Annotated in this window: 29 protein-coding genes, 1 pseudogene and 1 riboswitch; of the genes and pseudogenes, 25 read left to right on the top strand and 5 right to left on the bottom strand. The window is 43.6% G+C overall.

From position 1 onward, the window contains the following. The first annotated feature begins 14 nt into the window (after window positions 1-14). The 10 genes from MTN95_RS04500 (at window position 15) to MTN95_RS04545 (ending at window position 11,405) form a co-directional block, all read left to right on the top strand. Window positions 15-419, top strand: coding sequence for a DUF350 domain-containing protein (locus MTN95_RS04500; RefSeq protein ID WP_010335217.1), 405 nt, complete (start codon window positions 15-17; stop codon window positions 417-419). Between the two features lie 187 nt (window positions 420-606). Beyond that, complete coding sequence (locus MTN95_RS04505) at window positions 607-2,289, top strand: AMP-binding protein (protein WP_248337106.1); 1,683 nt, start codon at window positions 607-609, stop codon at window positions 2,287-2,289. A 118-nt stretch (window positions 2,290-2,407) separates the two neighbouring features. Next, on the top strand, window positions 2,408-2,992 hold the full coding sequence (gene fadR, locus MTN95_RS04510) for a fatty acid metabolism transcriptional regulator FadR (protein ID WP_014477593.1): 585 nt from the start codon (window positions 2,408-2,410) through the stop codon (window positions 2,990-2,992). A 14-nt stretch (window positions 2,993-3,006) separates the two neighbouring features. Next, complete coding sequence (locus tag MTN95_RS04515) at window positions 3,007-3,783, top strand: enoyl-CoA hydratase (RefSeq protein ID WP_248337108.1); 777 nt, start codon at window positions 3,007-3,009, stop codon at window positions 3,781-3,783. A 14-nt stretch (window positions 3,784-3,797) separates the two neighbouring features. After that, entirely contained in the window at window positions 3,798-4,571 is a 774-nt protein-coding gene (etfB, locus tag MTN95_RS04520) for an electron transfer flavoprotein subunit beta/FixA family protein (RefSeq protein WP_248337110.1), read from the top strand. A gap of 36 nt (window positions 4,572-4,607) precedes the next feature. Continuing rightward, window positions 4,608-5,585, top strand: coding sequence for an electron transfer flavoprotein subunit alpha/FixB family protein (locus tag MTN95_RS04525; protein WP_024122403.1), 978 nt, complete (start codon window positions 4,608-4,610; stop codon window positions 5,583-5,585). A gap of 205 nt (window positions 5,586-5,790) precedes the next feature. Further along, a complete protein-coding gene (locus MTN95_RS04530) occupies window positions 5,791-7,278 on the top strand; it encodes an alpha-N-arabinofuranosidase (protein WP_248337112.1) in 1,488 nt (495 codons plus the stop codon). A gap of 305 nt (window positions 7,279-7,583) precedes the next feature. Beyond that, the gene (trxA, locus tag MTN95_RS04535) at window positions 7,584-7,898 is read left to right on the top strand and encodes a thioredoxin (protein WP_003222500.1); all 315 of its coding nucleotides are present in this window, start codon (window positions 7,584-7,586) and stop codon (window positions 7,896-7,898) included. Window positions 7,899-8,033: 135 nt separating this feature from the next. Continuing rightward, entirely contained in the window at window positions 8,034-9,806 is a 1,773-nt protein-coding gene (gene uvrC / locus MTN95_RS04540) for an excinuclease ABC subunit UvrC (protein ID WP_024122401.1), read from the top strand. 64 nt (window positions 9,807-9,870) lie between these two features. Beyond that, window positions 9,871-10,050, top strand: a riboswitch (Lysine riboswitch). A 125-nt stretch (window positions 10,051-10,175) separates the two neighbouring features. Then, window positions 10,176-11,405: an aspartate kinase gene (locus tag MTN95_RS04545; protein WP_105990259.1), complete on the top strand. Its 1,230-nt coding sequence runs from the start codon at window positions 10,176-10,178 to the stop codon at window positions 11,403-11,405. A gap of 44 nt (window positions 11,406-11,449) precedes the next feature. Here MTN95_RS04545 and MTN95_RS04550 read toward each other — a convergent pair whose 3' ends face one another. Then, window positions 11,450-11,896 carry a YslB family protein gene (locus MTN95_RS04550; RefSeq protein WP_059293467.1) on the bottom strand — a complete coding sequence of 149 codons (447 nt, stop codon included), beginning with the start codon at window positions 11,894-11,896 and terminating at the stop codon, window positions 11,450-11,452. Between the two features lie 292 nt (window positions 11,897-12,188). Here MTN95_RS04550 and sdhC point away from each other — a divergent pair, with 292 nt between their 5' ends. The 5 genes and pseudogenes from sdhC to gerE all read left to right on the top strand — a co-directional run. Continuing rightward, the gene (gene sdhC / locus MTN95_RS04555; protein ID WP_248337115.1) at window positions 12,189-12,797 is read left to right on the top strand and encodes a succinate dehydrogenase cytochrome b558 subunit; all 609 of its coding nucleotides are present in this window, start codon (window positions 12,189-12,191) and stop codon (window positions 12,795-12,797) included. A 33-nt stretch (window positions 12,798-12,830) separates the two neighbouring features. Beyond that, window positions 12,831-14,591 carry a succinate dehydrogenase flavoprotein subunit gene (gene sdhA / locus MTN95_RS04560; RefSeq protein ID WP_044154038.1) on the top strand — a complete coding sequence of 587 codons (1,761 nt, stop codon included), beginning with the start codon at window positions 12,831-12,833 and terminating at the stop codon, window positions 14,589-14,591. A gap of 2 nt (window positions 14,592-14,593) precedes the next feature. Continuing rightward, window positions 14,594-15,355 (top strand): succinate dehydrogenase iron-sulfur subunit, encoded by a 762-nt coding sequence (gene sdhB / locus MTN95_RS04565; RefSeq protein WP_024122397.1) that lies wholly within the window; start codon window positions 14,594-14,596, stop codon window positions 15,353-15,355. A gap of 58 nt (window positions 15,356-15,413) precedes the next feature. Then, a complete protein-coding gene (locus MTN95_RS04570; protein WP_103671725.1) occupies window positions 15,414-15,857 on the top strand; it encodes an acyl-CoA thioesterase in 444 nt (147 codons plus the stop codon). A gap of 115 nt (window positions 15,858-15,972) precedes the next feature. Then, window positions 15,973-16,125 (top strand): annotated as a pseudogene (gene gerE, locus MTN95_RS04575) (spore germination transcription factor GerE); the annotation flags it as partial. A 41-nt stretch (window positions 16,126-16,166) separates the two neighbouring features. Here the strand turns inward: gerE and MTN95_RS04580 are convergent. The 3 genes from MTN95_RS04580 to MTN95_RS04590 all read right to left on the bottom strand — a co-directional run bounded on the left by MTN95_RS04580 (window position 16,167) and on the right by MTN95_RS04590 (window position 18,485). Next, on the bottom strand, window positions 16,167-16,643 hold the full coding sequence (locus MTN95_RS04580; protein ID WP_248337117.1) for an ImmA/IrrE family metallo-endopeptidase: 477 nt from the start codon (window positions 16,641-16,643) through the stop codon (window positions 16,167-16,169). Window positions 16,644-16,781: 138 nt separating this feature from the next. Continuing rightward, window positions 16,782-17,819 (bottom strand): hypothetical protein, encoded by a 1,038-nt coding sequence (locus MTN95_RS04585; protein WP_248337120.1) that lies wholly within the window; start codon window positions 17,817-17,819, stop codon window positions 16,782-16,784. 282 nt (window positions 17,820-18,101) lie between these two features. After that, window positions 18,102-18,485 (bottom strand): helix-turn-helix domain-containing protein, encoded by a 384-nt coding sequence (locus MTN95_RS04590; protein ID WP_248337122.1) that lies wholly within the window; start codon window positions 18,483-18,485, stop codon window positions 18,102-18,104. A 172-nt stretch (window positions 18,486-18,657) separates the two neighbouring features. On the opposite strand from MTN95_RS04590, the gene MTN95_RS04595 reads away from it, so the two are divergent. Continuing rightward, window positions 18,658-18,903 carry a helix-turn-helix transcriptional regulator gene (locus MTN95_RS04595; RefSeq protein ID WP_248337124.1) on the top strand — a complete coding sequence of 82 codons (246 nt, stop codon included), beginning with the start codon at window positions 18,658-18,660 and terminating at the stop codon, window positions 18,901-18,903. 10 nt (window positions 18,904-18,913) lie between these two features. After that, the gene (locus MTN95_RS04600) at window positions 18,914-19,090 is read left to right on the top strand and encodes a hypothetical protein (RefSeq protein WP_248337126.1); all 177 of its coding nucleotides are present in this window, start codon (window positions 18,914-18,916) and stop codon (window positions 19,088-19,090) included. 129 nt (window positions 19,091-19,219) lie between these two features. Here MTN95_RS04600 and MTN95_RS04605 read toward each other — a convergent pair whose 3' ends face one another. Continuing rightward, a complete protein-coding gene (locus MTN95_RS04605; protein WP_041345248.1) occupies window positions 19,220-19,471 on the bottom strand; it encodes a hypothetical protein in 252 nt (83 codons plus the stop codon). 124 nt (window positions 19,472-19,595) lie between these two features. Between MTN95_RS04605 and MTN95_RS04610 the strand changes: the two genes are divergently transcribed. The 8 genes from MTN95_RS04610 to MTN95_RS04645 all read left to right on the top strand — a co-directional run bounded on the left by MTN95_RS04610 (window position 19,596) and on the right by MTN95_RS04645 (window position 23,866). Continuing rightward, window positions 19,596-19,736 carry a hypothetical protein gene (locus tag MTN95_RS04610; RefSeq protein WP_017696669.1) on the top strand — a complete coding sequence of 47 codons (141 nt, stop codon included), beginning with the start codon at window positions 19,596-19,598 and terminating at the stop codon, window positions 19,734-19,736. A 47-nt stretch (window positions 19,737-19,783) separates the two neighbouring features. Further along, a complete protein-coding gene (locus MTN95_RS04615; RefSeq protein WP_248337128.1) occupies window positions 19,784-20,530 on the top strand; it encodes a Rha family transcriptional regulator in 747 nt (248 codons plus the stop codon). A 56-nt stretch (window positions 20,531-20,586) separates the two neighbouring features. Then, window positions 20,587-21,156 (top strand): helix-turn-helix domain-containing protein, encoded by a 570-nt coding sequence (locus MTN95_RS04620; RefSeq protein WP_248337130.1) that lies wholly within the window; start codon window positions 20,587-20,589, stop codon window positions 21,154-21,156. Beyond that, a complete protein-coding gene (locus MTN95_RS04625; protein ID WP_248337131.1) occupies window positions 21,153-21,410 on the top strand; it encodes a YqaH family protein in 258 nt (85 codons plus the stop codon). Before MTN95_RS04620 ends, MTN95_RS04625 begins: the two co-directional genes overlap by 4 nt. Before the next feature lie 174 nt (window positions 21,411-21,584). Beyond that, window positions 21,585-21,782 carry a YqaI family protein gene (locus tag MTN95_RS04630; RefSeq protein ID WP_248337133.1) on the top strand — a complete coding sequence of 66 codons (198 nt, stop codon included), beginning with the start codon at window positions 21,585-21,587 and terminating at the stop codon, window positions 21,780-21,782. A gap of 100 nt (window positions 21,783-21,882) precedes the next feature. After that, complete coding sequence (locus MTN95_RS04635) at window positions 21,883-22,071, top strand: hypothetical protein (protein ID WP_248337135.1); 189 nt, start codon at window positions 21,883-21,885, stop codon at window positions 22,069-22,071. Beyond that, a complete protein-coding gene (locus tag MTN95_RS04640; protein WP_248337137.1) occupies window positions 22,071-23,021 on the top strand; it encodes a YqaJ viral recombinase family nuclease in 951 nt (316 codons plus the stop codon). Before MTN95_RS04635 ends, MTN95_RS04640 begins: the two co-directional genes overlap by 1 nt. Before the next feature lie 2 nt (window positions 23,022-23,023). Next, entirely contained in the window at window positions 23,024-23,866 is an 843-nt protein-coding gene (locus tag MTN95_RS04645) for a recombinase RecT (protein ID WP_248337139.1), read from the top strand. Window positions 23,867-23,885: the final 19 nt, after the last annotated feature.

Raw genomic sequence — 23,885 nt, forward strand, 5'->3', positions numbered from 1 at the left:
AAGGGAGTATGGCCATGAGTGATTTTTGGGAAAACGAGCTTGTGGAAATCGCGGCGTATTACAGTGTCGCGGTTCTCTGCCTCGTCCTCTTTTTGACTGTGTTTGAGCTGGTGACAGCTTATAAAAACTGGGAAGAGATTCAAAATGGAAATCTCGCTGTGGCAATGGCTACAGGCGGGAAAATTTTAGGAATAGCAAATGTGTTCCAGCACTCCATCTCTCAGCACAATTCTCTGCTGCAAATGATCGGCTGGGGTGTGTACGGGTTTGTTATGCTTTTGATCAGCTACTTCATTTTTGAGTTTTTGACACCGCGGTTTAAAATTGATCAAGAAATTGAAAATGATAACCGGGCTGTCGGCTTTATTTCATTTGTCATTTCTGTCGGGCTCTCATTTGTTGTGGCAGCCGGAATATAAGGGGACGGAGAATAGATGGAAAAGCTTGCAAAAATACTGCTCGCCACGGCGGGAATCTTTTTGTTGATTGGTCTTATATATCTGTTCGTATGATGAGAAAAAGAAAGATTTTCCTTTCTTTTTCTTTTTTTTGCCGTCCATCTGCTATAATAATAGGGTGAACTCTAAAATCGAAAGGGGAGGTTTTATGCAGTCTCAAAAGCCGTGGCTTGCCGAGTATCCCGACGATATCCCGCATGAGCTTCCGTTGCCGAACCAAACCCTGCAATCCATCCTGACAGACTCCGCCGCACGATTCCCTGACAAAACAGCCGTATCTTTTTTCGGAAAAAAACTCACCTTTCATGACATTTTGACCGATGCTCTTAAACTCGCAGCTTTTCTGCAGGAAAATGGCCTGCAAAAAGGAGACAGAGTGGCTGTCATGCTGCCCAACTGTCCGCAATCCATCATTTCTTATTACGGGGTGCTGTTTGCCGGCGGTATCGTGGTGCAGACAAACCCGCTCTACACTGAGCATGAGCTCGAATATCAGCTGAGAGACGCAGAGGCCAGGGTGATCATCACCTTAGATTTGCTTTTCCCGAAGGCAATAAAAATGAAAACGTTATCAATCGTAGATCAGATAGTGGTGACGAGTATAAAAGACTATTTGCCGTTTCCAAAAAATATTCTCTATCCGCTTACGCAAAAACAAAAAGTGCACATTGACTATGATGAAAACGACAATATTCATACCTTTGCTTCGAGCATGAAGCGGGAAAAAACAGAGCTGATCACAATTCCGGACATTGACCCTGAACATGATATCGCCGTTCTGCAATACACCGGAGGTACGACAGGAGCGCCCAAAGGAGTCATGCTCACGCACAGAAATATTTTAGCCAATACCGAAATGTGTGCGGCTTGGATGTACAACGTAAAGGAAGGCGATGAAAAAGTGCTTGGCATTGTCCCATTTTTTCACGTCTATGGGCTGACAGCAGTGATGAATTATTCGATTAAACTAGGATTTGAAATGATCCTGCTTCCCAAGTTCGATCCACTGCACACGCTCAAACTCATCGATAAACAAAAACCGACACTGTTTCCCGGCGCGCCGACGATTTACATTGGCCTCTTGCATCATCCCCAATTACAGCAATACGATCTGTCATCCATCAAAAGCTGCCTCAGCGGCTCAGCCGCTCTCCCTGTCGAGGTGAAGCAGCAATTTGAAAAGGTGACTGGCGGAAAGCTTGTGGAGGGATATGGTTTATCCGAGGCATCTCCGGTGACACACGCTAATTTTATCTGGGGAAAAAACAAACCCGGCAGTATCGGCTGTCCCTGGCCTAATACAGACGCAGCCATTTACTCTGACGAGACTGGCCATTTTGCCGCCCCGTATGAGCATGGTGAGATCGTCGTAAAAGGCCCGCAGGTCATGAAGGGGTACTGGAACAAGCCGGAGGAAACGGCTGCTGTCTTAAAGGACGGATGGCTCTTCACCGGAGACATGGGCTATATGGATGAAGATGGATTTTTCTATATTGCCGACAGGAAGAAGGACATCATTATCGCAGGCGGCTATAATATTTACCCGCGTGAAGTTGAAGAAGCGCTGTACGAACATGAAGCGATTCAGGAAATTGTCGTTGCAGGCGTGCCTGATTCGTACAGAGGGGAAACGGTAAAAGCGTTTGTCGTGTTAAAGAAAGGCGCACAAGCCGACGCAGCAGAACTGGATGCTTTCGCCAGAGCCCGTCTCGCACCCTATAAAGTGCCGAAAGCCTATGAATTCAGAAAAGAGCTTCCGAAAACAGCGGTTGGGAAAATTTTAAGAAGGCGTTTACTTGAAGAAGAAACCGAAAATCATCATATCAAGTAACAAATTAGAGCAAGAAAAAGAGAACATTTATGAATAAACTTGACAAACCGGAAAATCCTTCTTATCATAAAATTATGAATGAATAGTCATTCATTTCTATAGGAAGGAACGATGAAAATTGAAGCAAAAACGGCCAAAGTATATGCAGATTATTGATGCAGCAGTTGAAGTAATTGCGGAAAACGGCTACCACCAGTCACAGGTATCTAAAATCGCCAAACAAGCCGGAGTAGCGGACGGCACCATCTATCTTTATTTTAAAAATAAAGAAGACATTTTAATTTCTCTGTTTAAAGAAAAAATGGGCCAATTCATTGAGCGGATGGAAGAGGACATAAAAGAAAAGGCAACAGCAAAAGAGAAATTGGCGCTCGTGATTTCAAAACATTTCTCACTTTTGGCGGGCGACCATAACCTTGCCATTGTCACTCAGCTTGAGCTCCGCCAATCCAATTTGGAGCTGCGGCAGAAAATTAATGAAATATTAAAAGGCTACTTAAATATTTTAGACGGCATTCTGACGGAAGGAATACAATCAGGCGAGTTAAAAGAAGGCCTCGATGTCCGCCTCGCCCGGCAAATGATTTTTGGAACGATTGACGAAACCGTGACGACCTGGGTGATGAATGATCAAAAGTACGATCTGGCTGCTTTGTCAGACAGTGTTTTAGAATTACTGGTATCCGGAATTCACAATAAGTAAAGGAGTTCTGTCCTATGAATGCAATATCACTCGCAGTTGATCAATTTGTTGCAGTTATGACGATTCACAATCCGCCGGCAAACGCGCTTTCCAGCCGGATATTAGAAGAGCTGTCCTCCTGTCTTGATCAGTGTGAGACAGATGCCGGCGTGCGGTGCATTGTTATACACGGGGAAGGAAGGTTCTTCTCCGCAGGCGCTGATATTAAAGAATTTACATCACTGAGAAACAGTGAGGATTCCTCAATGCTGGCTGAACGCGGCCAGCAGCTGATGGAGAGAATGGAGAGCTTTCCAAAACCGGTTATCGCAGCGATTCACGGAGCTGCCCTCGGCGGCGGGCTGGAGCTTGCAATGGCCTGCCATATCAGAATTGCGGCAGAAGATGCCAAGCTGGGGCTTCCTGAGCTTAACCTCGGCATTATTCCCGGTTTTGCAGGTACACAGCGGCTCCCGCGATACGTTGGTACAGCAAAAGCATTGGAGCTCATTGGATCAGGAGAACCGATATCGGGGAAAGAAGCGCTTGACCTCGGACTTGTGACAATCGGAGCAAAAGATGAAGCAGAAGTGCTTGAAAAAGCGAAAACGCTTGCTGGCAAATTTGCAGAAAAAAGTCCGCAAACGCTGGCGTCTCTGCTTGAGCTTCTCTATACAAACAAGGTGTATTCCTATGAAGGCAGCTTAAAGCTTGAAGCAAAGCGGTTTGGAGAAGCGTTTGAGTCGGAGGACGCCAAGGAAGGCATTCAGGCATTTCTCGAAAAAAGAAAGCCTCAGTTCAAAGGCGAATAAAAGGGGATATGATCATGAATCTATTTGTACTGATGAAACGGACGTTTGACACAGAAGAAAAAATCGTCATTGACGCAGGAAAGATTCAGGATGACGGGGCTGAATGGATTATCAATCCGTACGATGAGTACGCGATTGAAGAAGCCATTCAGCTGAAGGAAAAACACGGCGGCACCATCACCGTTGTTACTGTCGGCGGCGAAGAAGCGGAAAAGGAGCTGCGTACAGCGCTTGCCATGGGGTGTGACCAAGCCGTTTTAATCAACATAGAAGATGATCTCGAAGAACCCGACCAGTATTCCATTTCTCAAGTTTTATACCACTATATGAAGGAACAGGAGTTTGACCTTATTCTCGGCGGAAATGTCGCGATCGATGGAGGCTCAGGACAAGTGGCGCCTCGCCTGGCAGAGCTTTTGGACATTCCGTGCATCACGACGATCACCAAACTCGACATCAATGGAAGTGACGCAGAAGCGGAAAGGGACGTTGAAGGGGATGTTGAAAAAATCAAAACGACTCTTCCTTTGCTGGTCACAGCTCAGCAAGGCTTAAATGAACCGCGCTACCCATCGCTTCCGGGAATCATGAAAGCCAAGAAAAAACCGCTTGAAGAGCTTGAGCTGGATGATCTGGACTTGGATGAAGAAGATGCTGAACCAAAAATGAAAACAATTGAACGTTTTCTGCCGCCGAAAAAAGAAGCCGGGAAGCTTCTGCAGGGTGAGTCTGCCGAACAGGCAAAAGAGCTCGTATCATTGCTCCGCAGCGAGGCGAAAGTCATTTAGCGCTTGCACATTCAAAGAAACAGGGGGGATGTTAGGATGGGAAAAAAAGTGATCGTACTCGGAGAAATTCGTGACGGAGAACTGCGAAATGTCACCTTTGAAGCGATCTCCGCTGGAAGAACCATTTCAGGTGATGGAGAAGTGATCGGTGTTCTTATAGGAGAAAACGTATCACAGCATGCAGAGGAGCTTATCCACTACGGTGCAGACAAAGTTCTCACAGCTGAGGACCCAAAGCTCAAGGCATATACGGCAGACGGATACAGCCAAGTGATGCGAACCATTATTGAAAAGGAGAAACCTGATGCGGTCGTATGCGGACACACTGCAATGGGGAAGGATCTGTCACCGAAGCTTGCAGCCCGGCTCCAAACGGGATTGATTTCTGACGCTACAGATGTAAGCGTTACCGGAGAGAACGTTGTTTTCACAAGACCGATTTACTCAGGGAAGGCATTTGAACGTGTCATTTCAACGGATCCGATGACGCTTGTGACGATTCGTCCAAACAACATTCAAGCCTTAGAAAAAGACGCCAGCCGGGCAGGCAGCATTGAAAGCATCGAAGTTTCCCTTACGGATCTCCGTACCGTCATACAAGAGATCGTCAAAAAAACAGCGGACGGCGTTGATCTCTCTGAAGCGAAAATCATTGTTGCGGGCGGCCGCGGAGTAAAAAGCAAGGAAGGCTTTCAGCCGCTGCAGGAGCTTGCCGAGGTGCTGGGCGCAGCAGTCGGCGCTTCACGCGGGGCGTGTGACGCTGATTATTGTGACTATGCTCTTCAAATCGGACAGACCGGAAAAGTTGTCACTCCCGATTTGTATATCGCCTGCGGAATTTCCGGTGCCATTCAGCATTTGGCGGGTATGTCCAACAGCAAGGTAATTGTCGCCATCAATAAAGATCCTGAAGCCGATATTTTTAAAATAGCTGATTACGGTATTGTAGGAGATTTATTTGAAGTCGTCCCATTACTGACTGAAGAATTCAAACAGCTGAATATTCACTCATAAAGGGAAGCCCCGGACTGCAAAAGTTCGGGGTTTTTGAATACATACGTACAAATAATCAGTAATAAAAAAAGTCGTTGACATGTACGGACATATATAATAAGGTTACTTTAAAAGCGCTTACATTCATGCTGGCTCCTCAGACAAAACACAGATCCTATATTTGACTGTGGTGCTTTTCATATTTGTATGAAAGGAATGATCAAGCATGTCTGAACATACAGCAGTGATTCAAACGGATATTGTAAAAGGAACGATCAACAAAAATATATACGGTCATTTTGCTGAGCATTTAGGAAGAGGGATTTATGAAGGGATTTGGGTCGGAACGGAATCAAGCATTCCTCATATAAACGGTATAAGAAAAGATGTGTTAGAAGCGCTGAAACAGCTGCGTATTCCTGTCCTCCGGTGGCCGGGTGGCTGCTTTGCGGATGAATATCATTGGGCTAATGGTGTGGGTGACCGCAAGACGATGCTCAACACTCACTGGGGCGGCACAGTTGAATCGAATGAATTCGGGACACATGAATTTATGATGCTGTGCGAGCTGCTTGAGTGCGAACCTTACATTTGCGGCAATGTAGGAAGCGGCACAGTTCAGGAAATGGCGGAATGGATCGAATATATGACCTTTAAAGAAGGCACGCCCATGTCGGATTGGAGAAAACAAAACGGAAAAGAAGAGCCTTGGAAGCTGAAATATTTTGGAGTGGGCAATGAAAATTGGGGCTGCGGCGGCAACATGCACCCTGAGTACTATGCCGATCTATACCGCCGTTTTCAAACTTATGTCCGCAATTACAGCGGCAATGAAATTTATAAGATTGCCGGCGGTGCAAACGTCGATGATTTTCATTGGACGGACGTGCTCATGAAAAAAGCCGCTGGCCTGATGGATGGGCTAAGCCTTCATTACTACACGATTCCGGGAGATTTCTGGAAGGGCAAAGGATCGGCCACAGAATTTACAGAGGACGAATGGTTCATCACGATGAAAAAGGCCAAATACATTGATGAATTGATTGAAAAACACGGCACAATTATGGACCGGTATGATCCGGAACAGCGGGTCGGACTGATTATTGACGAATGGGGCACATGGTTTGACCCTGAGCCAGGAACGAACCCAGGCTTTTTATATCAGCAAAACACGATTCGTGACGCGCTGGTCGCAGCTTCTCACTTTCACATTTTCCATCAGCATTGCCGCCGGGTGCAAATGACCAACATCGCGCAGACGGTAAACGTTCTTCAAGCTATGATTCTGACTGAGGGAGAACGGATGCTATTAACGCCGACATACCATGTATTTGACATGTTTAAGGTACATCAGGATGCCTCTCTTTTAGATACTGAAACAACGTCCGCTGACTATGAATGGAAGGGAGAAACGCTGCCTCAAATCAGTGTGTCAGCATCAAGAAATGCTGAGGGCGATATAAACGTCAGCATCTGTAACATTGATCATCAAAATAAAGCAGAGGTGGAGATCGAGCTGAGAGGTCTTGACAAGGCTGTGGATCATTCCGGCGTTATCCTGACTGCTGAAAAGATGAACGCCCATAACACGTTTGATGATCCGGAGCACGTAAAACCTGAATCGTTCAGCCGTTATTCTGTAAATAAAAACAAATTGAAAGCAAAGCTGCCGCCAATGGCAGTTGTCTTACTCACATTACGGACTGATTCTTAACCAAAAAAAGGAGCGCCGATCCACTAGAGGACAGCGCTCTTTTTTGTTTTGAAACAGCTCCAAAAGGGCATGGTAAAGTATATGACGGTTATAGAAGGGATGTTGTCCTATGCTTCGTACAATTTTAATGATCATCGGCGCAATCGTGGTGATCGGAGCGATTATCAGATTCGTGTTTTAATGCCCCATTCTATGAGTAAACCGATTGTGATCAGGAAAAAATAATTTATAAGCATTTAAATAGCGTGAACGAATGGGAGATGCTATACTAAAAATCATCATTTCACAATTGGAGGAATTCAATAATGGCTATCGTAAAAGCAACTGATCAATCTTTCTCAGCTGAAACAAGCGAAGGCGTCGTACTTGCTGATTTCTGGGCTCCTTGGTGCGGACCTTGTAAAATGATTGCACCTGTTCTTGAAGAATTGGATCAAGAAATGGGCGACAAACTGAAAATCGTAAAAATCGATGTAGATGAGAACCAAGAAACAGCAGGCAAATACGGCGTTATGAGCATCCCGACACTTCTTGTCTTAAAAGATGGAGAAGTTGTTGAAACATCTGTAGGCTTCAAACCGAAAGAAGCGCTTCAAGAGCTTGTAAACAAACATCTTTAATTTTCGGCTGCTTACATGCCAGAGCGATTCCAATTGAGGGATCGCTTTTTTTATTCGCCAATCGTGAACCATGGAGAAAAACACCTGTTCGTGTTAAACTGGAAACAAAGGACTAACTATAAGGAAGGGTAACATATGAACAAACAACTGAAAGAAAAACTCGCCCTCCTTCCCGATCAGCCCGGGTGTTATTTAATGAAGGACCGTCAGCAGACAGTGATCTACGTAGGAAAAGCAAAAGTGCTGAAAAACAGAGTGCGCTCCTACTTTACCGGGTCCCATGACGCAAAAACACAGAGGCTTGTGACGGAAATCGAGGATTTTGAATATATCGTGACGTCCTCCAATCTTGAAGCGCTAATTTTAGAAATGAACTTGATCAAAAAGCATGATCCGAAATATAACGTCATGCTGAAAGACGATAAAACCTATCCTTTTATAAAACTCACTCATGAACGCCACCCAAGGCTGATTGTCACCCGCAATGTCAAAAAAGACAAAGGGCGCTATTTCGGACCGTATCCGAATGTGCAGGCCGCAAGGGAGACGAAAAAGCTGCTCGACCGTCTCTACCCTCTCAGAAAATGCTCAAAGCTCCCCGACAGAGTGTGTCTTTATTATCACCTCGGACAATGTCTTGCTCCTTGTGTAAAGGACATTTCTGAAGAGACAAACAGAGAGCTGGTTGAGAATATTACCCGTTTCTTAAAGGGCGGCTATAACGACGTTAAAAAAGAGCTAGAAGAGAAAATGCTTGAGGCGGCTGAAAACCTTGAATTTGAACGGGCGAAGGAGCTTCGTGACCAAATTGCCCATATCGAATCAACGATGGAAAAACAGAAAATGACGATGAACGACTTAGTCGACCGTGACGTATTCGCTTACGCTTATGATAAAGGCTGGATGTGCGTACAGGTCTTTTTCGTACGGCAAGGAAAGCTCATCGAACGTGACGTCAGTATGTTTCCGCTTTATCAGGAAGCAGATGAAGAGTTCCTTACCTTCATCGGTCAGTTTTATTCAAAAAACAACCATTTTCTGCCGAAGGAGATTTTAGTGCCGGACAGCGTCGATCAATCGATGATTGAGCAGCTGCTGGAAACAAACGTCCATCAGCCGAAAAAAGGGTCGAAGAAAGAATTGCTTATGCTGGCACATAAAAACGCAAAAATCGCGCTTAAAGAAAAATTCTCTTTAATCGAACGTGACGAGGAGCGTTCAATCGGTGCTGTGCAGAAACTTGGTGACGCCTTAAATATTTATACCCCGCACAGAATCGAAGCGTTCGATAACTCGAATATACAAGGGACAAACCCGGTTTCGGCGATGATTGTCTTCATCGACGGCAAACCATACAAAAAGGAATACCGCAAATACAAAATCAAAACTGTCACAGGGCCTGATGATTACGGCTCAATGAGAGAGGTTGTCAGACGAAGATATACGAGAGTGCTTCGTGAAAACCTGCCGCTCCCTGACCTGATCATTATAGACGGAGGGAAAGGCCAGATCAACGCGGCCCGTGACGTCATAGAAAACGAACTGGGCTTGGATATCCCGATTGCCGGCTTGGCGAAGGATGATAAACACAGAACCTCCAATTTATTAATCGGCGATCCGCTGGAGACGGTTTATCTTGAACGAAACAGCCAGGAATTTTACCTGCTTCAGCGAATTCAGGATGAGGTGCACCGGTTTGCGATCAGCTTCCACAGGCAAATCCGCGGGAAAAGCGCGTTCCAGTCTGTGCTAGACGATATACCCGGAATTGGAGAAAAAAGAAAGAAAATGCTGTTAAAGCATTTCGGTTCCGTCAAAAAAATGAAGGAAGCAAGCCTCGAGGACATCAAAAAAGCGGGTGTACCCGCAGCGGCGGCACAGCTGCTTTATGATAAATTGCAAAAATAATGTTGTCCTTTTGAAAAAATTCTGATAAAATGTGAACTAATTTCATAATTAGATCGTGTAATATGGTGAAGATAGAGGTGCGAACTTCAAGAGTAAGCCTTTGGAGAAAGATGGATTCTGAGAAAAAGGCTGAAAGGGGAGCGTCGCCGAAGTAAATAAAACCCCATCGGTATTATTTGCTGGCCGTGCATTGAATAAATGTAAGGCTGTCAAGAAATCATTTTCTTGGAGGGCTATCTCGTTGTTCATAATCATCGTGATGATTAATTGATAAGCAATGAGAGCAATTCCTCTCATTGCTTTTTTTATTGTGGACAAAGCGCTCTTTCTCCTCACCCGCACGAACCAAAATGTAAAGGGTGGTTATACATGGGTCTCATTGTACAAAAATTCGGAGGTACTTCCGTCGGCTCAGTCGAAAAAATTCAAAATGCAGCAAATCGCGTCATTGCGGAAAAACAGAAAGGCCATCAAGTCGTTGTTGTCGTATCAGCTATGGGGAAATCCACTGACGCATTGGTCAGCCTTGCAAAAGACATCACTGATCAGCCGAGCAAACGTGAAATGGATATGCTGCTGGCAACAGGCGAGCAGGTCACCATTTCCTTGCTTTCCATGGCGCTGCAGGAAAAAGGCTATGACGCCGTTTCCTATACAGGATGGCAGGCGGGGATCCGCACGGAGGCCGTCCATGGCAACGCCAGAATTACGGATATGAACACATCCGTGTTAGAAGGCCAGCTTCAGGAAGGAAAAGTCATTGTTGTGGCAGGGTTTCAAGGCATGACAGACGACAGTGAAATCACGACATTGGGCAGAGGCGGTTCAGACACAACAGCAGTGGCTTTGGCTGCCGCATTAAAAGCGGATAAATGTGATATTTATACGGACGTGCCCGGCGTGTTTACAACCGATCCGCGCTATGTGAAATCAGCGAGAAAGCTTGCCGGCATCTCTTACGATGAAATGCTGGAGCTTGCCAACTTAGGCGCGGGTGTTCTTCATCCGAGAGCGGTTGAATTCGCGAAAAATTACCAAGTGCCATTAGAAGTGCGTTCAAGTACAGAAACAGAAGCGGGAACATTAATTGAGGAGGAATCATCCATGGAGCAGAATCTTATCGTCAGAGGCATCGCGTTCGAAGATCAAATCACAAGGGTAACCATCTACGGGCTGACAAGCGGCCTGACCACTTTGTCTACTATTTTTACAACTCTTGCAAGAAGAAACATTAACGTGGATATCATTATCCAAACGCAGGCGGGAGACCATGAGACCGGAATTTCCTTCTCTGTTAAATCCGAAGACGCGGACCAGACTGTTGCCGTACTTGAAGAGTACAAAGATGCGCTGGAATTCGAAAAAATCGAGACAGAAAGCAAATTGGCCAAAGTATCCATTGTCGGATCAGGCATGGTATCAAACCCTGGTGTAGCGGCTGAAATGTTTGCTGTACTGGCGGAAAAAAACATATTAATCAAAATGGTCAGCACATCTGAAATCAAAGTTTCAACAGTAGTGAGCGAAAATGACATGGTAAAAGCGGTGGAAGCACTGCACGATGCATTCGAGCTCTCGAAACACCCTTCAGCTGTGTAATGACAACCAAAAAGGCGGGACTCATGCAGTCACCGCCTTTTTCATTACACCGGGTCTTTCATATCCCATTTGACAGTCAGTACCACTTTATCGGCTCTCTTTTTTACTTGTTCATATGATTCGGCAATCTGATCATTCATCAATTGAATTTGCTCGGCGATGAAGCCAGCTTCCAGCTGAAAGCACGGTTCTTTCTGATATTTAAGCCGATTGGAAATAACCTGCCCTTCGAGCTCGAATTCCAGTTCCTGTTTTTTTGCGCTAACGTTTGTGAGGGTTCCCCAGCCTGCTTCTTCAAAGAAAGCCGGAAATTCCTCCCATGATTCAAGAGGAAACTTACGGGCGAGATGTTTCCCTGCCCAATACATCATGGAAGAGTAATCTTGGCCAAGCATGTCTGGGAGAACAATCTCTCGTATCAGTTCATAGGCATAGGCGTTCATTTCAATTTCTTTTAAATTGTGTATAGATGCTTCATATTTAGACTTCATATCTGTCTCCCCTCTCTCCTTCGTATATTATAGCCCAAACAGGGGGGAGGATTACAGAATGATCCTGTATTTCTCATGAAAAATTAAGAAAGAATTATATATTGATAAAATAAAATTTTTGAATCAACTAATCAATTCGGAAAATTAGAATTTATGTACGCGTTTTCTTGACGCCCTTTTGTGGTAGGAGTAAAATGAAATTGTCAATAAATCTTAATAAAGTGCTTACAATTGAAAGAAGTGGGGGAAGAGATTTAGCACATTTCGCACTTATCAAACAGGGGGTAAAGTAATGTCTGGGAACAGAGAGTTTTATTTTCGAAGATTGCATTCCTTGCTTGGCGTCATACCGGTCGGCATCTTTTTGATTCAGCATTTAGTCGTCAACCAGTTTGCCGCAAGGGGCGCGGAAGCATTCAATAATGCTGCTCATTTTATGGATAGTCTGCCTTTCAGGTATGCTCTGGAAATCTTTATTATCTTCTTACCTTTAATTTATCATGCAGTTTATGGTGTGTACATAGCGTTTACTGCGAAAAATAACGCGGGACAATATAGCTATATGCGAAACTGGCTCTTCGTCCTGCAGCGTGTAACCGGTATCATCACTCTCATTTTTGTGAGCTGGCATGTGTGGGAAACCCGCATTGCTGCACAGATGGGCGCTGAGGTTAATTTCGACATGATGGCGAATATCTTGAGCTCGCCGGCTATGCTGGGCTTTTACATTGTAGGTGTTTTATCGACAATTTTCCACTTCTCGAACGGTTTATGGTCTTTTGCTGTCACGTGGGGCATCACTGTAACGCCACGTTCTCAAAGAATTTGGACGTACGTTACGCTGATTATCTTTGTTGCACTGTCATACGTAGGCTTAAAAGCGATTTTTGCATTTGTATAAGAGTACTAGATTACTAGAGGGAGAGGGGCTATCATGAGTCAAACAAGCATTATTGTAGTCGGCGGGGGTCTTGCCGGCCTCATGGCGACAATCAAAGCAGCGGAATCAGGAATGGCGGTTAAGCTGTTTTCCATCGTTCCTGTGAAACGTTCTCATTCGGTTTGTGCCCAAGGCGGCATCAACGGAGCAGTCAATACAAAAGGGGAAGGCGACTCTCCGTGGGAACATTTTGACGATACTGTATACGGGGGAGACTTTCTTGCCAATCAGCCGCCGGTTAAGGCGATGTGTGAAGCGGCGCCATCAATTATCCACTTATTAGACCGGATGGGCGTCATGTTTAACCGGACGCCTGAGGGGCTGCTTGATTTCCGCCGATTTGGGGGTACACAGCACCACAGAACAGCTTATGCAGGTGCGACGACTGGCCAGCAGCTGCTTTACGCTTTGGACGAGCAAGTGCGCAGATACGAGGTGGCCGGTCTGGTCACAAAATACGAAGGCTGGGAATTCCTTGGCGCTATATTAGATGATGACAGAACCTGCCGCGGAATTGTCGCGCAAAACCTGACAAACATGCAAATTGAATCCTTCCGTTCTGACGCTGTCATTATGGCGACAGGCGGACCGGGAATCATTTTCGGTAAATCCACAAACTCCATGATTAATACAGGGTCTGCTGCATCGATCGTTTATCAGCAGGGAGCGTATTATGCAAATGGAGAATTCATTCAAATCCACCCGACAGCTATACCGGGGGATGATAAATTAAGGCTGATGAGTGAATCGGCGCGCGGTGAAGGCGGACGTGTGTGGACATACAAAGACGGTAAGCCGTGGTATTTCCTTGAGGAAAAATATCCTGCATATGGAAACTTGGTGCCGCGTGATATTGCGACACGCGAAATATTTGATGTGTGTGTGAATCAGAAACTCGGCATCAATGGCGAGAACATGGTGTATCTCGATCTGTCTCATAAAGATCCAAAAGAGCTTGATATTAAGCTCGGCGGCATCATTGAGATTTATGAGAAATTCATGGGAGACGACCCGCGCAAACTCCCGATGAAAATCTTCCCTGCGGTTCATTATTCAATGGGCGGCTTATGGGTAGATTACGATCAAATGACAAATATCCCGGGACTGTTTGCCGCTGGAGAATGTGATTACTCCATGCACGGAGGCAACCGCTTGGGAGCAAACTCCCTGCTCTCCGCGATTTACGGAGGAATGGTAGCCGGACCGAATGCTGTGAAATATGTAAACGGCTTAGAATCTTCCGCAGAGGATCTGTCTTCATCGATATTCGATGCCCACGTGAAAAAAGAAGAAGAAAAATGGGCTGAGATTATGAATATGGACGGAAACGAAAATGCATACGTCCTCCATAGAGAGCTCGGGGAATGGATGACGGCGAATGTGACGGTTGTCCGCCATAACGACAAGCTGTTGAAAACAGATGACAAAATTCAGGAGTTAATGGAGCGGTATAAAAAGATTAACATCAATGACACGACAAAATGGAGCAACCAGGGAGCTATGTTTACACGCCAGCTTTCAAACATGCTTCAGCTTGCCAGGGTGATTACACTGGGTGCTTACAACCGTAATGAAAGCAGGGGCGCCCATTATAAACCGGATTTCCCTGAGCGTAATGATGATGAATGGCTCAAAACAACAATGGCTAAACATGTAAGCCCGTATGAAGCGCCTGAGTTTGAGTATCAGGATGTCGATGTATCACTGATAACGCCTCGGAAACGGGATTACTCGAAGAAGAAGGTGGCGAAATAATCATGAGTGAGAAAAAGACCATACGATTTATTATCACACGTCAAGATACACCCGACAGCACGCCTTACGATGAAGAATTTGAAATACCATACCGCCCGAACCTGAACGTCATTTCCGCTTTAATGGAAATCCGCCGGAATCCGGTTAACGTGAAGGGTGAAAAGACAACTCCTGTCACATGGGATATGAACTGTCTTGAAGAAGTATGCGGCGCATGTTCAATGGTTATAAACGGAAAGCCCCGCCAGTCTTGTACGGCGCTTGTTGACCAGCTTGAACAGCCGATCCGCTTAAAACCGATGAAAACATTCCCGGTCGTGCGTGATCTGCAGGTTGACCGCAGCAGAATGTTTAATTCTCTGAAAAAAGTAAAAGCGTGGATACCGATCGACGGCACGTACGATTTAGGACCGGGACCGAGAATGCCGGAAAAACGCCGCCAGTGGGCATATGAATTATCAAAATGCATGACGTGCGGTGTCTGCCTGGAAGCCTGCCCGAATGTAAACAGCAAATCGAAATTCATGGGGCCTGCTCCGATGTCTCAGGTCCGTCTGTTTAACGCCCATCCGACAGGAGCCATGAACAAATCCGACCGGCTGGAAGCGCTGATGGATGAAGGAGGCCTTGCAGATTGCGGCAACTCGCAAAACTGCGTTCAATCCTGTCCGAAAGGCATTCCGCTTACCACTTCTATCGCTGCCTTAAACAGGGATACAAACTTACAAGCATTCCGCAATTTCTTCGGAAGCGACAGAGTATAAGATGAAAAAACCTCTTCCGCATGGGAGAGGTTTTTTTAACAATAAGGAGATGAGTGAAATGAAGCTTCCTGCTTACATTGACATGCCGTTTCAAAAATGGAAAGAATCCTTTTCTTTTTTTAATGAAGTATCTGTACGATTTTCTGAGACAGATATGTTTGGGCATATGAATAATGTAATCCCTTTCATCTATTTTGAAGAAGCGAGGATATCTTATTTTAAAAATCTGAATATGATGAAACAACATAAGCAAACCATGACAGTCGTCGCCAGTCAGCAATGTGATTATCTGCGCCAAGTTATGCCTTATGAAGACTTGCGTATTTATGTGAAAACAAGCGCTGTCGGCAGTTCATCCCTCACCTTGCATTACCTCGGAGAAAACAGCGTAGGGGAGCCTTGCTTCACCGGAGCTGTTGTCATGGTTCAAGTGTCGAAGGAAAGCGGAAAGGCTGTCAGCTGGACGAATGAGGAGAAAGAAAAGCTTCTCCATACACCATAAACTAATTCTTCTGTAAACGTCACCTCCTGCGCCCTCCTGACATATGATATCTTGACTATATCAAAACCCATTCGTTTCAGATTCGCTCTCACCTTAGCAAGGAGGGTTACAATACTTGAAGGAGAAAGAATTTCAATCGAAGCCGCTGCTAACGAAAAGAGAAAGAGAAGTGTTCGAATTGCTCGTTCAAGATAAGACAACAAAGGAGATTGCAAGCGAGCTATTTATCAGTGAGAAAACCGTTCGAAACCATATTTCAAATGGTATGCATATCGGTCGCAAACTAAGAGCCTCTAAAGGGCTCTTTTTTTATATGATAAGTCGTTTTTTATTGAAGTACATATTGATGCGGGTCATCGCAAATGATTCAGGTACCTTGAAGGCATCGGCAATGACTTGAGCTGCGTCGTATTGATTACGGGGGATGTCCATTGCTCGGAGCATGAAAGTAGGTATACAAAAGTGATACGCAAAATAATTGGCCTGGTACTCTAAATATCGTTTCCATGAAGCGGGCATGATCTTATCATCGTTCATGTGTCTAAAATCGTGGCAAACTTCATGAGCAAAATCCAGCCACTGTTCCTGTCGTGCCTTTCGCGAATCTAAAGAAATTGTATACATGCCGTTGAATCGCAAAGCAAAACTCGTTTCTGGATTGTAAACTATTAAGATGTCCAAGGCCTGAGCAATCCTATCAAAATTAATCTCATGTGGCTTTGTAATATTGATGTCTCTGTATAACTGTTCAATCCAATCCTCTAAATGGCTGTTAGTATATCTCAAAGATGAAACCTCCCTTAAATAACCAAAGATGTGACTTTTATCATGGGCTTTATTGTATCTTATCACCTATTTCGCTGAAGATGAACAAACGTATGTTCTATTTTTGGCGAAAAGAAAAGCCCCCTTTAGGGGCTCAACTTAATTTGAGTCTTTTTTCTTAGCTTCTTCAAAACTCAAGATATTAAAATCAAGTCTTTTCTCGCTTCCTAAATCCTCATAAGTTTTTGCATCACTTGGAGGAGAAATGATCATTTTCAAGCTACTGATATCTTTTGAATTATCTTTAAGTATCCACCATGCCTGGCCTTCTTTTTTAACTTTCCCTAAGAAGTCTCCGCCTACTTCACCCATTAATCCCATTTCAGATTCCAGCTGTTCTCCTGTATTTGTAACAATAACAGCTTGGTTAGGGTCAAACGTTACGTCTTTAGAAGAAGTGTTTTCGGCCTTCATATCGACTACAATAGCCCGAACTTTATCTTGATCATTAAAATAAAGTGATTTTGCATCATCATCTGGTTGAATTTCGAGTACGTCGACACTATTAATGTATAACTTCATGCTGCCCATAGTAACAGGTTTTATAGGAGTGTCTTTGCCGTCAATTCCGACTTCGTCGTTATATCCAACGCCAATATCTTTAACGTGGCCCAATCCTTCAATATCACCTTCGCCAGTTTTTTCAAACTGTTCTTTTAGTGCAGCGTCTTGTTTAGCTTGCTCTTTTTCTTTATCAATTTTTTCAACGTAAACGGCTTTCACTTTAGGAAGGGCACTTCCATCAGCTCTTCCTTCATATGTACCATAAATTTTAACGGTATCTTTTAGTTTGAACTTATCTTCACTTTTATTGCTTACTGTGAAAACTTCAGATCCATCGCTATTTTTACTTACAGTAAACTCAACATTTTTAGAAACTGTTTCTCCATCATCATTGACTTTATCGGCATAAGTAACATCGCCTTCAATAACAACTTTTGTTCCTTTCTTAATGCCTGCGCTATTTACTTTTTCATAGGCGTATGATTTTGCATCTTTTTTAAACTGGTCCTCAGCACTAAGTGAACTTGTCTTGCTTGAAGAGGCTTTTTCATTACTGCTTGATGAATCAGAATTACATGCAGCTAAAGAAAAACTGAGAGTAAGAGCTCCAATACCTAATAACCATTTTTTCAATTGTAATTTCCCCTTTTATAATGAAGTGCTATCTCTCTTTTTGTATCGACTAGATAAAGGATTTTTTTACTTTTTTTCTCTGTCGTCTGATTAAAAAATACTGAATGTTTTACCTCAAAATTTGCGGTTGAATGCAGAAATAACCTCACGGATCACCTCAAAAATTGAGGTTGAAATGGTTTCAACTGAATGTTTTACCTCAAATTTTGAGGCGAAGTGTTCAGCATTAATTAAACTAAACTAAACAATAATAATAAATAAAGATAAAGAGATGTTATGTAATTATTTTTTGTTCCCGTTTTTAATATCTCCGGGTTGTCTACCTGATTTTAATTGCTCAGCAATAATTCTTTGAGCTGCCTCTAAAATTGAAGCTGTTATCTTTCCATCAGCAGCAGCTACCAGAGTATCAGGATCTTCAAGAATTCTTCTTGCTTCTTCGTTGAAGATTTTATCTTGAGTCTCCTGACTTTCTCCTCTCAAAAGAAAATCAATAGTGACGTTATAGTAGTCAGCAATTTTTATTAGAGTCTCATGATCTGGCTCTCTTTTTCCCTGTTCATATGAAGCGTAGGTTGTACGCGCAATACCTAATTTATCTGCTACTTCCTGTTGCTTCATCTTCTTTTCTTCTCTTAATTTCTTTATTTTGGTTGAAAAGTTCATATTTTATCGCCTCTCACATTTTGTGGCACTAAGAACATTATAACTACACAATAAGCGTAGTATATTAAATTACTCGAAAAGAGTATTTTTTTTAGGTATAGGGGTTTACAATACTCTAAATGCGTAGTATATTATATTCAACGACACGAAATGAGTAGTGGAGGTGAAAGGAATGACCACTAAATCAAAACAACGAGAATGGCTAAAGTGTCATCGTTTAAACAAAGGATTGACTCAAAAAGATGTTGCTGATAAAGCGAAAATCGCACGAACTACTTACGCTTCAATTGAACAAGGTGAGCGTAATGCGGGGGTTCAAACAGCCAAGGCTATAGCAAAAGTTCTTGATTTTAACTGGACTCTTTTTTTTGATGATTCGGTACGCGTTTTGAGTAATTCAAAAAAGCACACAGCATAGGAGTGAAAACATGAATCAAAAGAAGATAGATCAATTAAACGGTTTGTTGAATGGTATGTCTCAGTCTGAATGGAATCGGATCAAACAACATGTAGATATGTTGTTCAGTTCTAAAGTCGCCAAAGTGCAGTTTGACGACTCAGAACTATTAGAAATTAACTTAAAACGTGAATTTAGAATTTCTTAATATGAACCAATAAAAGGAGTTAGATTCAAATGAACAAAGCAAAAGTAATTGCTTCAGCCACGAACTGGACCATCAATGAAGCCGCCAACTTCATTGAAAAATCCAGTCCCGGCCAAGTTGAATTTTGTCTTATTTCTTGTTTGGAATTTCTAAGGATTCAAGGTCGATGTCGTATTCCTTCAGTTTCTTAGCAAGCTCAGAATGATAGCTTTTGACAGTTAGTAAGCTGATATCTTGAGCGAATTTTTGAAGAAATAAGTGAACATCTTTTTCATCTTTCATGAATTCCGGTAAGTCTTCCTTACCGTACATGCTGAGATTACCAGCGTGTTCTGTAAACCATTCAAGATAAGCATTGTCACTGATTTTCTTAAAATCCATATATTCTCCCCACCTTTCACGTAGAAGATTTTACCACAAGTGAAAGGTTGATAGATTACAAAGTAAGCAAAATTCTTGGTTAGTCCAACCGTCCAACACGAATACACTGACGTGAGGTGATCACATGGCGAAACAAACTAAGAAAAAAACAACAAACATCAAGATGGGCAAAGAATATTACGGAACGATGGACAGAGAAGAGTGTTTCCGTAAAGCTCTTGAGCCGTACTTCACTTCTAAAAAAGAATTAAGGCTTCACGCTTAATATTCTGCTTCACCTTTTTTTTGGTGGACAAGCAAGGAGGTAACAGCATGAAACAAATTGTTTTTATTGAAGGCAACCAAGCCGTGACAGACAGCCTGACAGTGGCTGAGGTATTCGGAAAACGTCACGACACAGTTCTGCGAGACATCGAAGTTCAAATTGAAAAAATTCAACAAGCCGGCGAAAAGGAATTCTCACTCCACAACTTTGCGGAGTCAACTTATGAGAATGGGCGCGGCCGAGAATATCGCAAATACAATTTAACAGAAGATGCATTCACATTGGTTGTCATGGCCTATGTAACGCCAGAAGCCATGAAAATGAAAATTAGATTTATCAACGAGTTCAAGAGAATGAAAGATTACATTCAACAATTAAATGAACCGTCCTACATGATCGAAGATCCAGTCAGCCGGGCAAAGCGATGGATCAGCGAAGAGGAAGAACGGCAGCGGCTTGAACAAACAGTGAAGATTCAGGAACCATTGGTCAACTTTGCACAGAGTTGCATGGCGGCTGAAAAATCATTGCTTGTGAGAGAACTGGCAAAGCTTGCTTCGAAAAACGGCATCATGATTGGTGAAAAGCGATTGTTCCAGAAGCTGCGCGAATGGAAGATGATCATGGCCAACAAGAATGAGCCATACCAGGAATACATCGAGCGAGGTTTCTTTGAGATCGCACAGGGGGTGCGCCAAGTAAACGGGACACCGAAGTCCTGGCTGACAATGCGCATCACTCCGAAGGGACAAGCCTTCATCATCAATAAGCTGAAAAAACAGCAAGCCAGCTAGTTCTTTCATTACTTAAATTTTACCAATTAAAACTAAATATATCAGGGGGCAAACATATGTCGAACAATCCATACAATATGGACAATTTACCAAGCATTCTCAGGCGGGAACGCAAAAGGGCAGGATTGTCGCAGTATCAAATTGGCAAGGTGATTGGGAATAGAGATCAATCATATGTCTCCAATGTCGAAAACGGTATTTTTCCTCTTACGCCTGATCTGTGTATCAAGTGGTTTGAAGCTTGCGGAGCCTATGAACATATTGATCTCGTACATTTCTTGTTTAAGCTTCATCCGACAGCAGCGGCGCCTATTGATCCGGCATTAAATGAGAGCGCAAGCAGCGCGGTTATCAATATGATTCATCAGCTCGAAGAAGCATTGCAAGCGACAAAACATCTGGCTCGTTGGCTGGCAAATGATCGACCAGGAAGGTCAGATGATATACCGATGGGAGACATCAAACAAATATTTGATTTGATCCCAGCAAATAAAACGTTGATTTATTCATTAGTGCGGAGTCACGGCTTAAACATGCAAGAGCTGGCCGATAGGTGGACACGTAAAGCATTAATGGATCAGGTTGCTATGTCAAAACAAGAGGAAAGGCAGGCGGTTTTAGTATGAAAACCAATCAGTTTTTGAAAACAGATATAGAGTCAGCTAAAAGAAAAATCGAATCTGCGGAAGAGCTTTCTATCATGCTTTCGGAGGCATTACGTGATGGTGATTATGAAGAGGCAATCAGCCTTGCTGGAAGCATCAAAGTTCTTACAGAGGATATCAGCCGACTGGCTAATAAAGGGCGGTTGTATGAAGCAGCTATGAAAATGCAACAGCGGGGCATCAATTTGGCAGTGATAAGTAGGTGTTTGGGATGAATCTAAGAAAATTTGAGCTAGCGGCGAGCTTCTTGCGACATGCCCAAAACGCGAAATATTCAGAGGAAGAGATTAAAGGTGCCGTGAGTATTCTTCATAAGGAATTTTACTCATTAGAGAATGCGATCGACAGTCTTGCAAAACTTGCTAAAGCAAACGAAGGAGCTGAGGAAAATGGAAGTCGAGAACCCAATGATTCTGAACAACTGGCATGACGGGCTGACTGAGCCGGAAACGCAAAAGGATTTTTTCGGGGATGAAGTAACACCAATTGATGATTATGTGATTGATTGCGGCACTTTGATTTTGAGAGAAAATCTTGATCGATACCTAAAACAGCAGCTAGGTTTCCAGTTTATAAATGGGCAATAAAAAAGTCCACTCGGCAAAGTGGACTCGGTAAGGCGTTTTGACTTGAATAGTTACTTAATTATACCAAAATGCCTCATTAAAATCAATGGAGGTTTTATACATGGCTAAAGCAATAAAAGTGGCATTCAGTGAACGTGCAGAGGATCAGCAACGTTTAAGACAGGTCGGCGGTTCAATTGTATTCGCCAAAAACGGAAAAGCTCAGTTTAGTTTTCCTTCAATGGATCATTACCGGGAATGGCAGCGGCTTGGAACGGAAGCATACAAAAGAAAGGTGGGGGTGGTCTGATGCAAGCAGAGGTTTTCGCTTCGACGGCGGAAATGAGTCGGGACGAATGGCTTCTTGAGCGACGGAAGGGCATCGGCGGTTCTGATGCTTCCGTAATTTTAGGAATAAACAAATGGCAAACACCGTTTGAATTGTGGTTGGACAAAACAGGTCAGGTGCCTGTGAGCGAATCAGGCAGTGAGGCTGCTTACTTCGGTTCACTTCTTGAAGATATTGTTGCAAAAGAGTTTGAGATACGCAGCGGTAAAAAAGTAAGGCGAAGAAAAGCAATGCTCAAGCATCCAGAACATGATTTTATATTAGCCAATGTTGACCGAATGATCGTTGGTGAAAAGGCCATATTGGAGTGCAAAACCACTTCAGCATACAACCTGAAAGAGTGGGAAGATGACGAGATTCCTGACAGCTATATTGTTCAGGTTCAACACTATCTAGGAGTGCTGGGGCCAGAATATAAAAAAGCATATTTTGCTGTACTGATCGGCGGCAATAAATTCGTTTGGAAAGAGATTGAGCGCGATGACGAGCTCATTGCAATGATCTTTCAGGCTGAGATTGAATTTTGGAATGAAAAGGTCTTGGGCGGAAAGGCTCCGGTTCTTGACGGTTCGAGTGCTGCAGAAGAATATCTCAAGCAACGTTATGCCGAGGCAGAAGGCGGCAAAGTCGTTGATCTCACATCTGATAATAAAACACGCATTCAGCAGTATTTGCATCTGAAAGAACAGATAAACGAACTTACATTGCAGGCAAAGGAATTAGAAAACCAGATCAAACACGAAATGAAAGAAGCAGAATACGGCTTCATCGGAAACTATCAAACTAGCTGGAAGTCAGTTTCAACGAACCGGATCGACAGCAAGAAACTAAAAGAGCAGTTTCCAGATGTATACGAGAAAGTCACAAAAGAAGTGCAATTCAGGCGCTTTGGAATTAAGGAGGTTAGCTGAATATGGCTACAAATCAAACGCTTAAAAACAGCATTCAGAAGAAACAAAACAGTGCCCCAGGACAACAGCAGGGAACAACGATGAAGGGCCTACTTTCTTCTCCGGCAGTCATGAATCGATTCGAAGAAGTTCTGGGAAAAAGAGCGTCTCAATTCACAGCGTCAATTTTGAGCCTGTACAACAGTGAAAATACGCTTCAAAAGGCAGAGCCTATGAGTGTAATTTCATCGGCTATGGTGGCGGCAACGCTTGATTTGCCAGTGGATAAGAACTTGGGTTATGCCTGGATCGTTCCGTATAAAGGCCGCGCGCAATTTCAGCTTGGTTACAAAGGATACATTCAGCTTGCTTTGCGGACTGGCCAATATAAATCTATCAATTGCATACCGGTTCATGAAGGAGAATTGCAAAAGTGGAATCCGTTGACCGAGGAAATTGAAATTGATTTTGAAAAGCGGGAATCGGAGTCGGTTATTGGTTACGCTGCTTATTTTGAACTTTTAAATGGATTCCGAAAAACTGTCTATTGGACAAAGGCGCAAGTTGAGAAACACAAAAAGAAATTTAGCAAGTCGGACTTCGGTTGGGGCAAGGACTGGGATGCGATGGCACTCAAAACCGTTCTAAAATCCATGCTCAGCAAGTGGGGGATTCTCTCCGTTGAAATGCAAAAGGCAGTCATTGAGGATAACGAGGAACGCGAGCGAATTGACATTACTGACGAAATGACTGAGCCAGAAATCATTGATGCGGAACCATCCGAGGAAAAACCAAGTGCGCAGGATGCTGATCCTTTTGACGGCAAGCCTGTAGACATCAGCGACGATGACCTCTCATTTGATTAAGGTTAGTATCCCCTTCTGT

Origin of the sequence: Bacillus sp. 2CMS4F (assembly GCF_023161785.1) — a bacterium.
GTDB classification, from domain to species: domain Bacteria; phylum Bacillota; class Bacilli; order Bacillales; family Bacillaceae; genus Bacillus; species Bacillus halotolerans.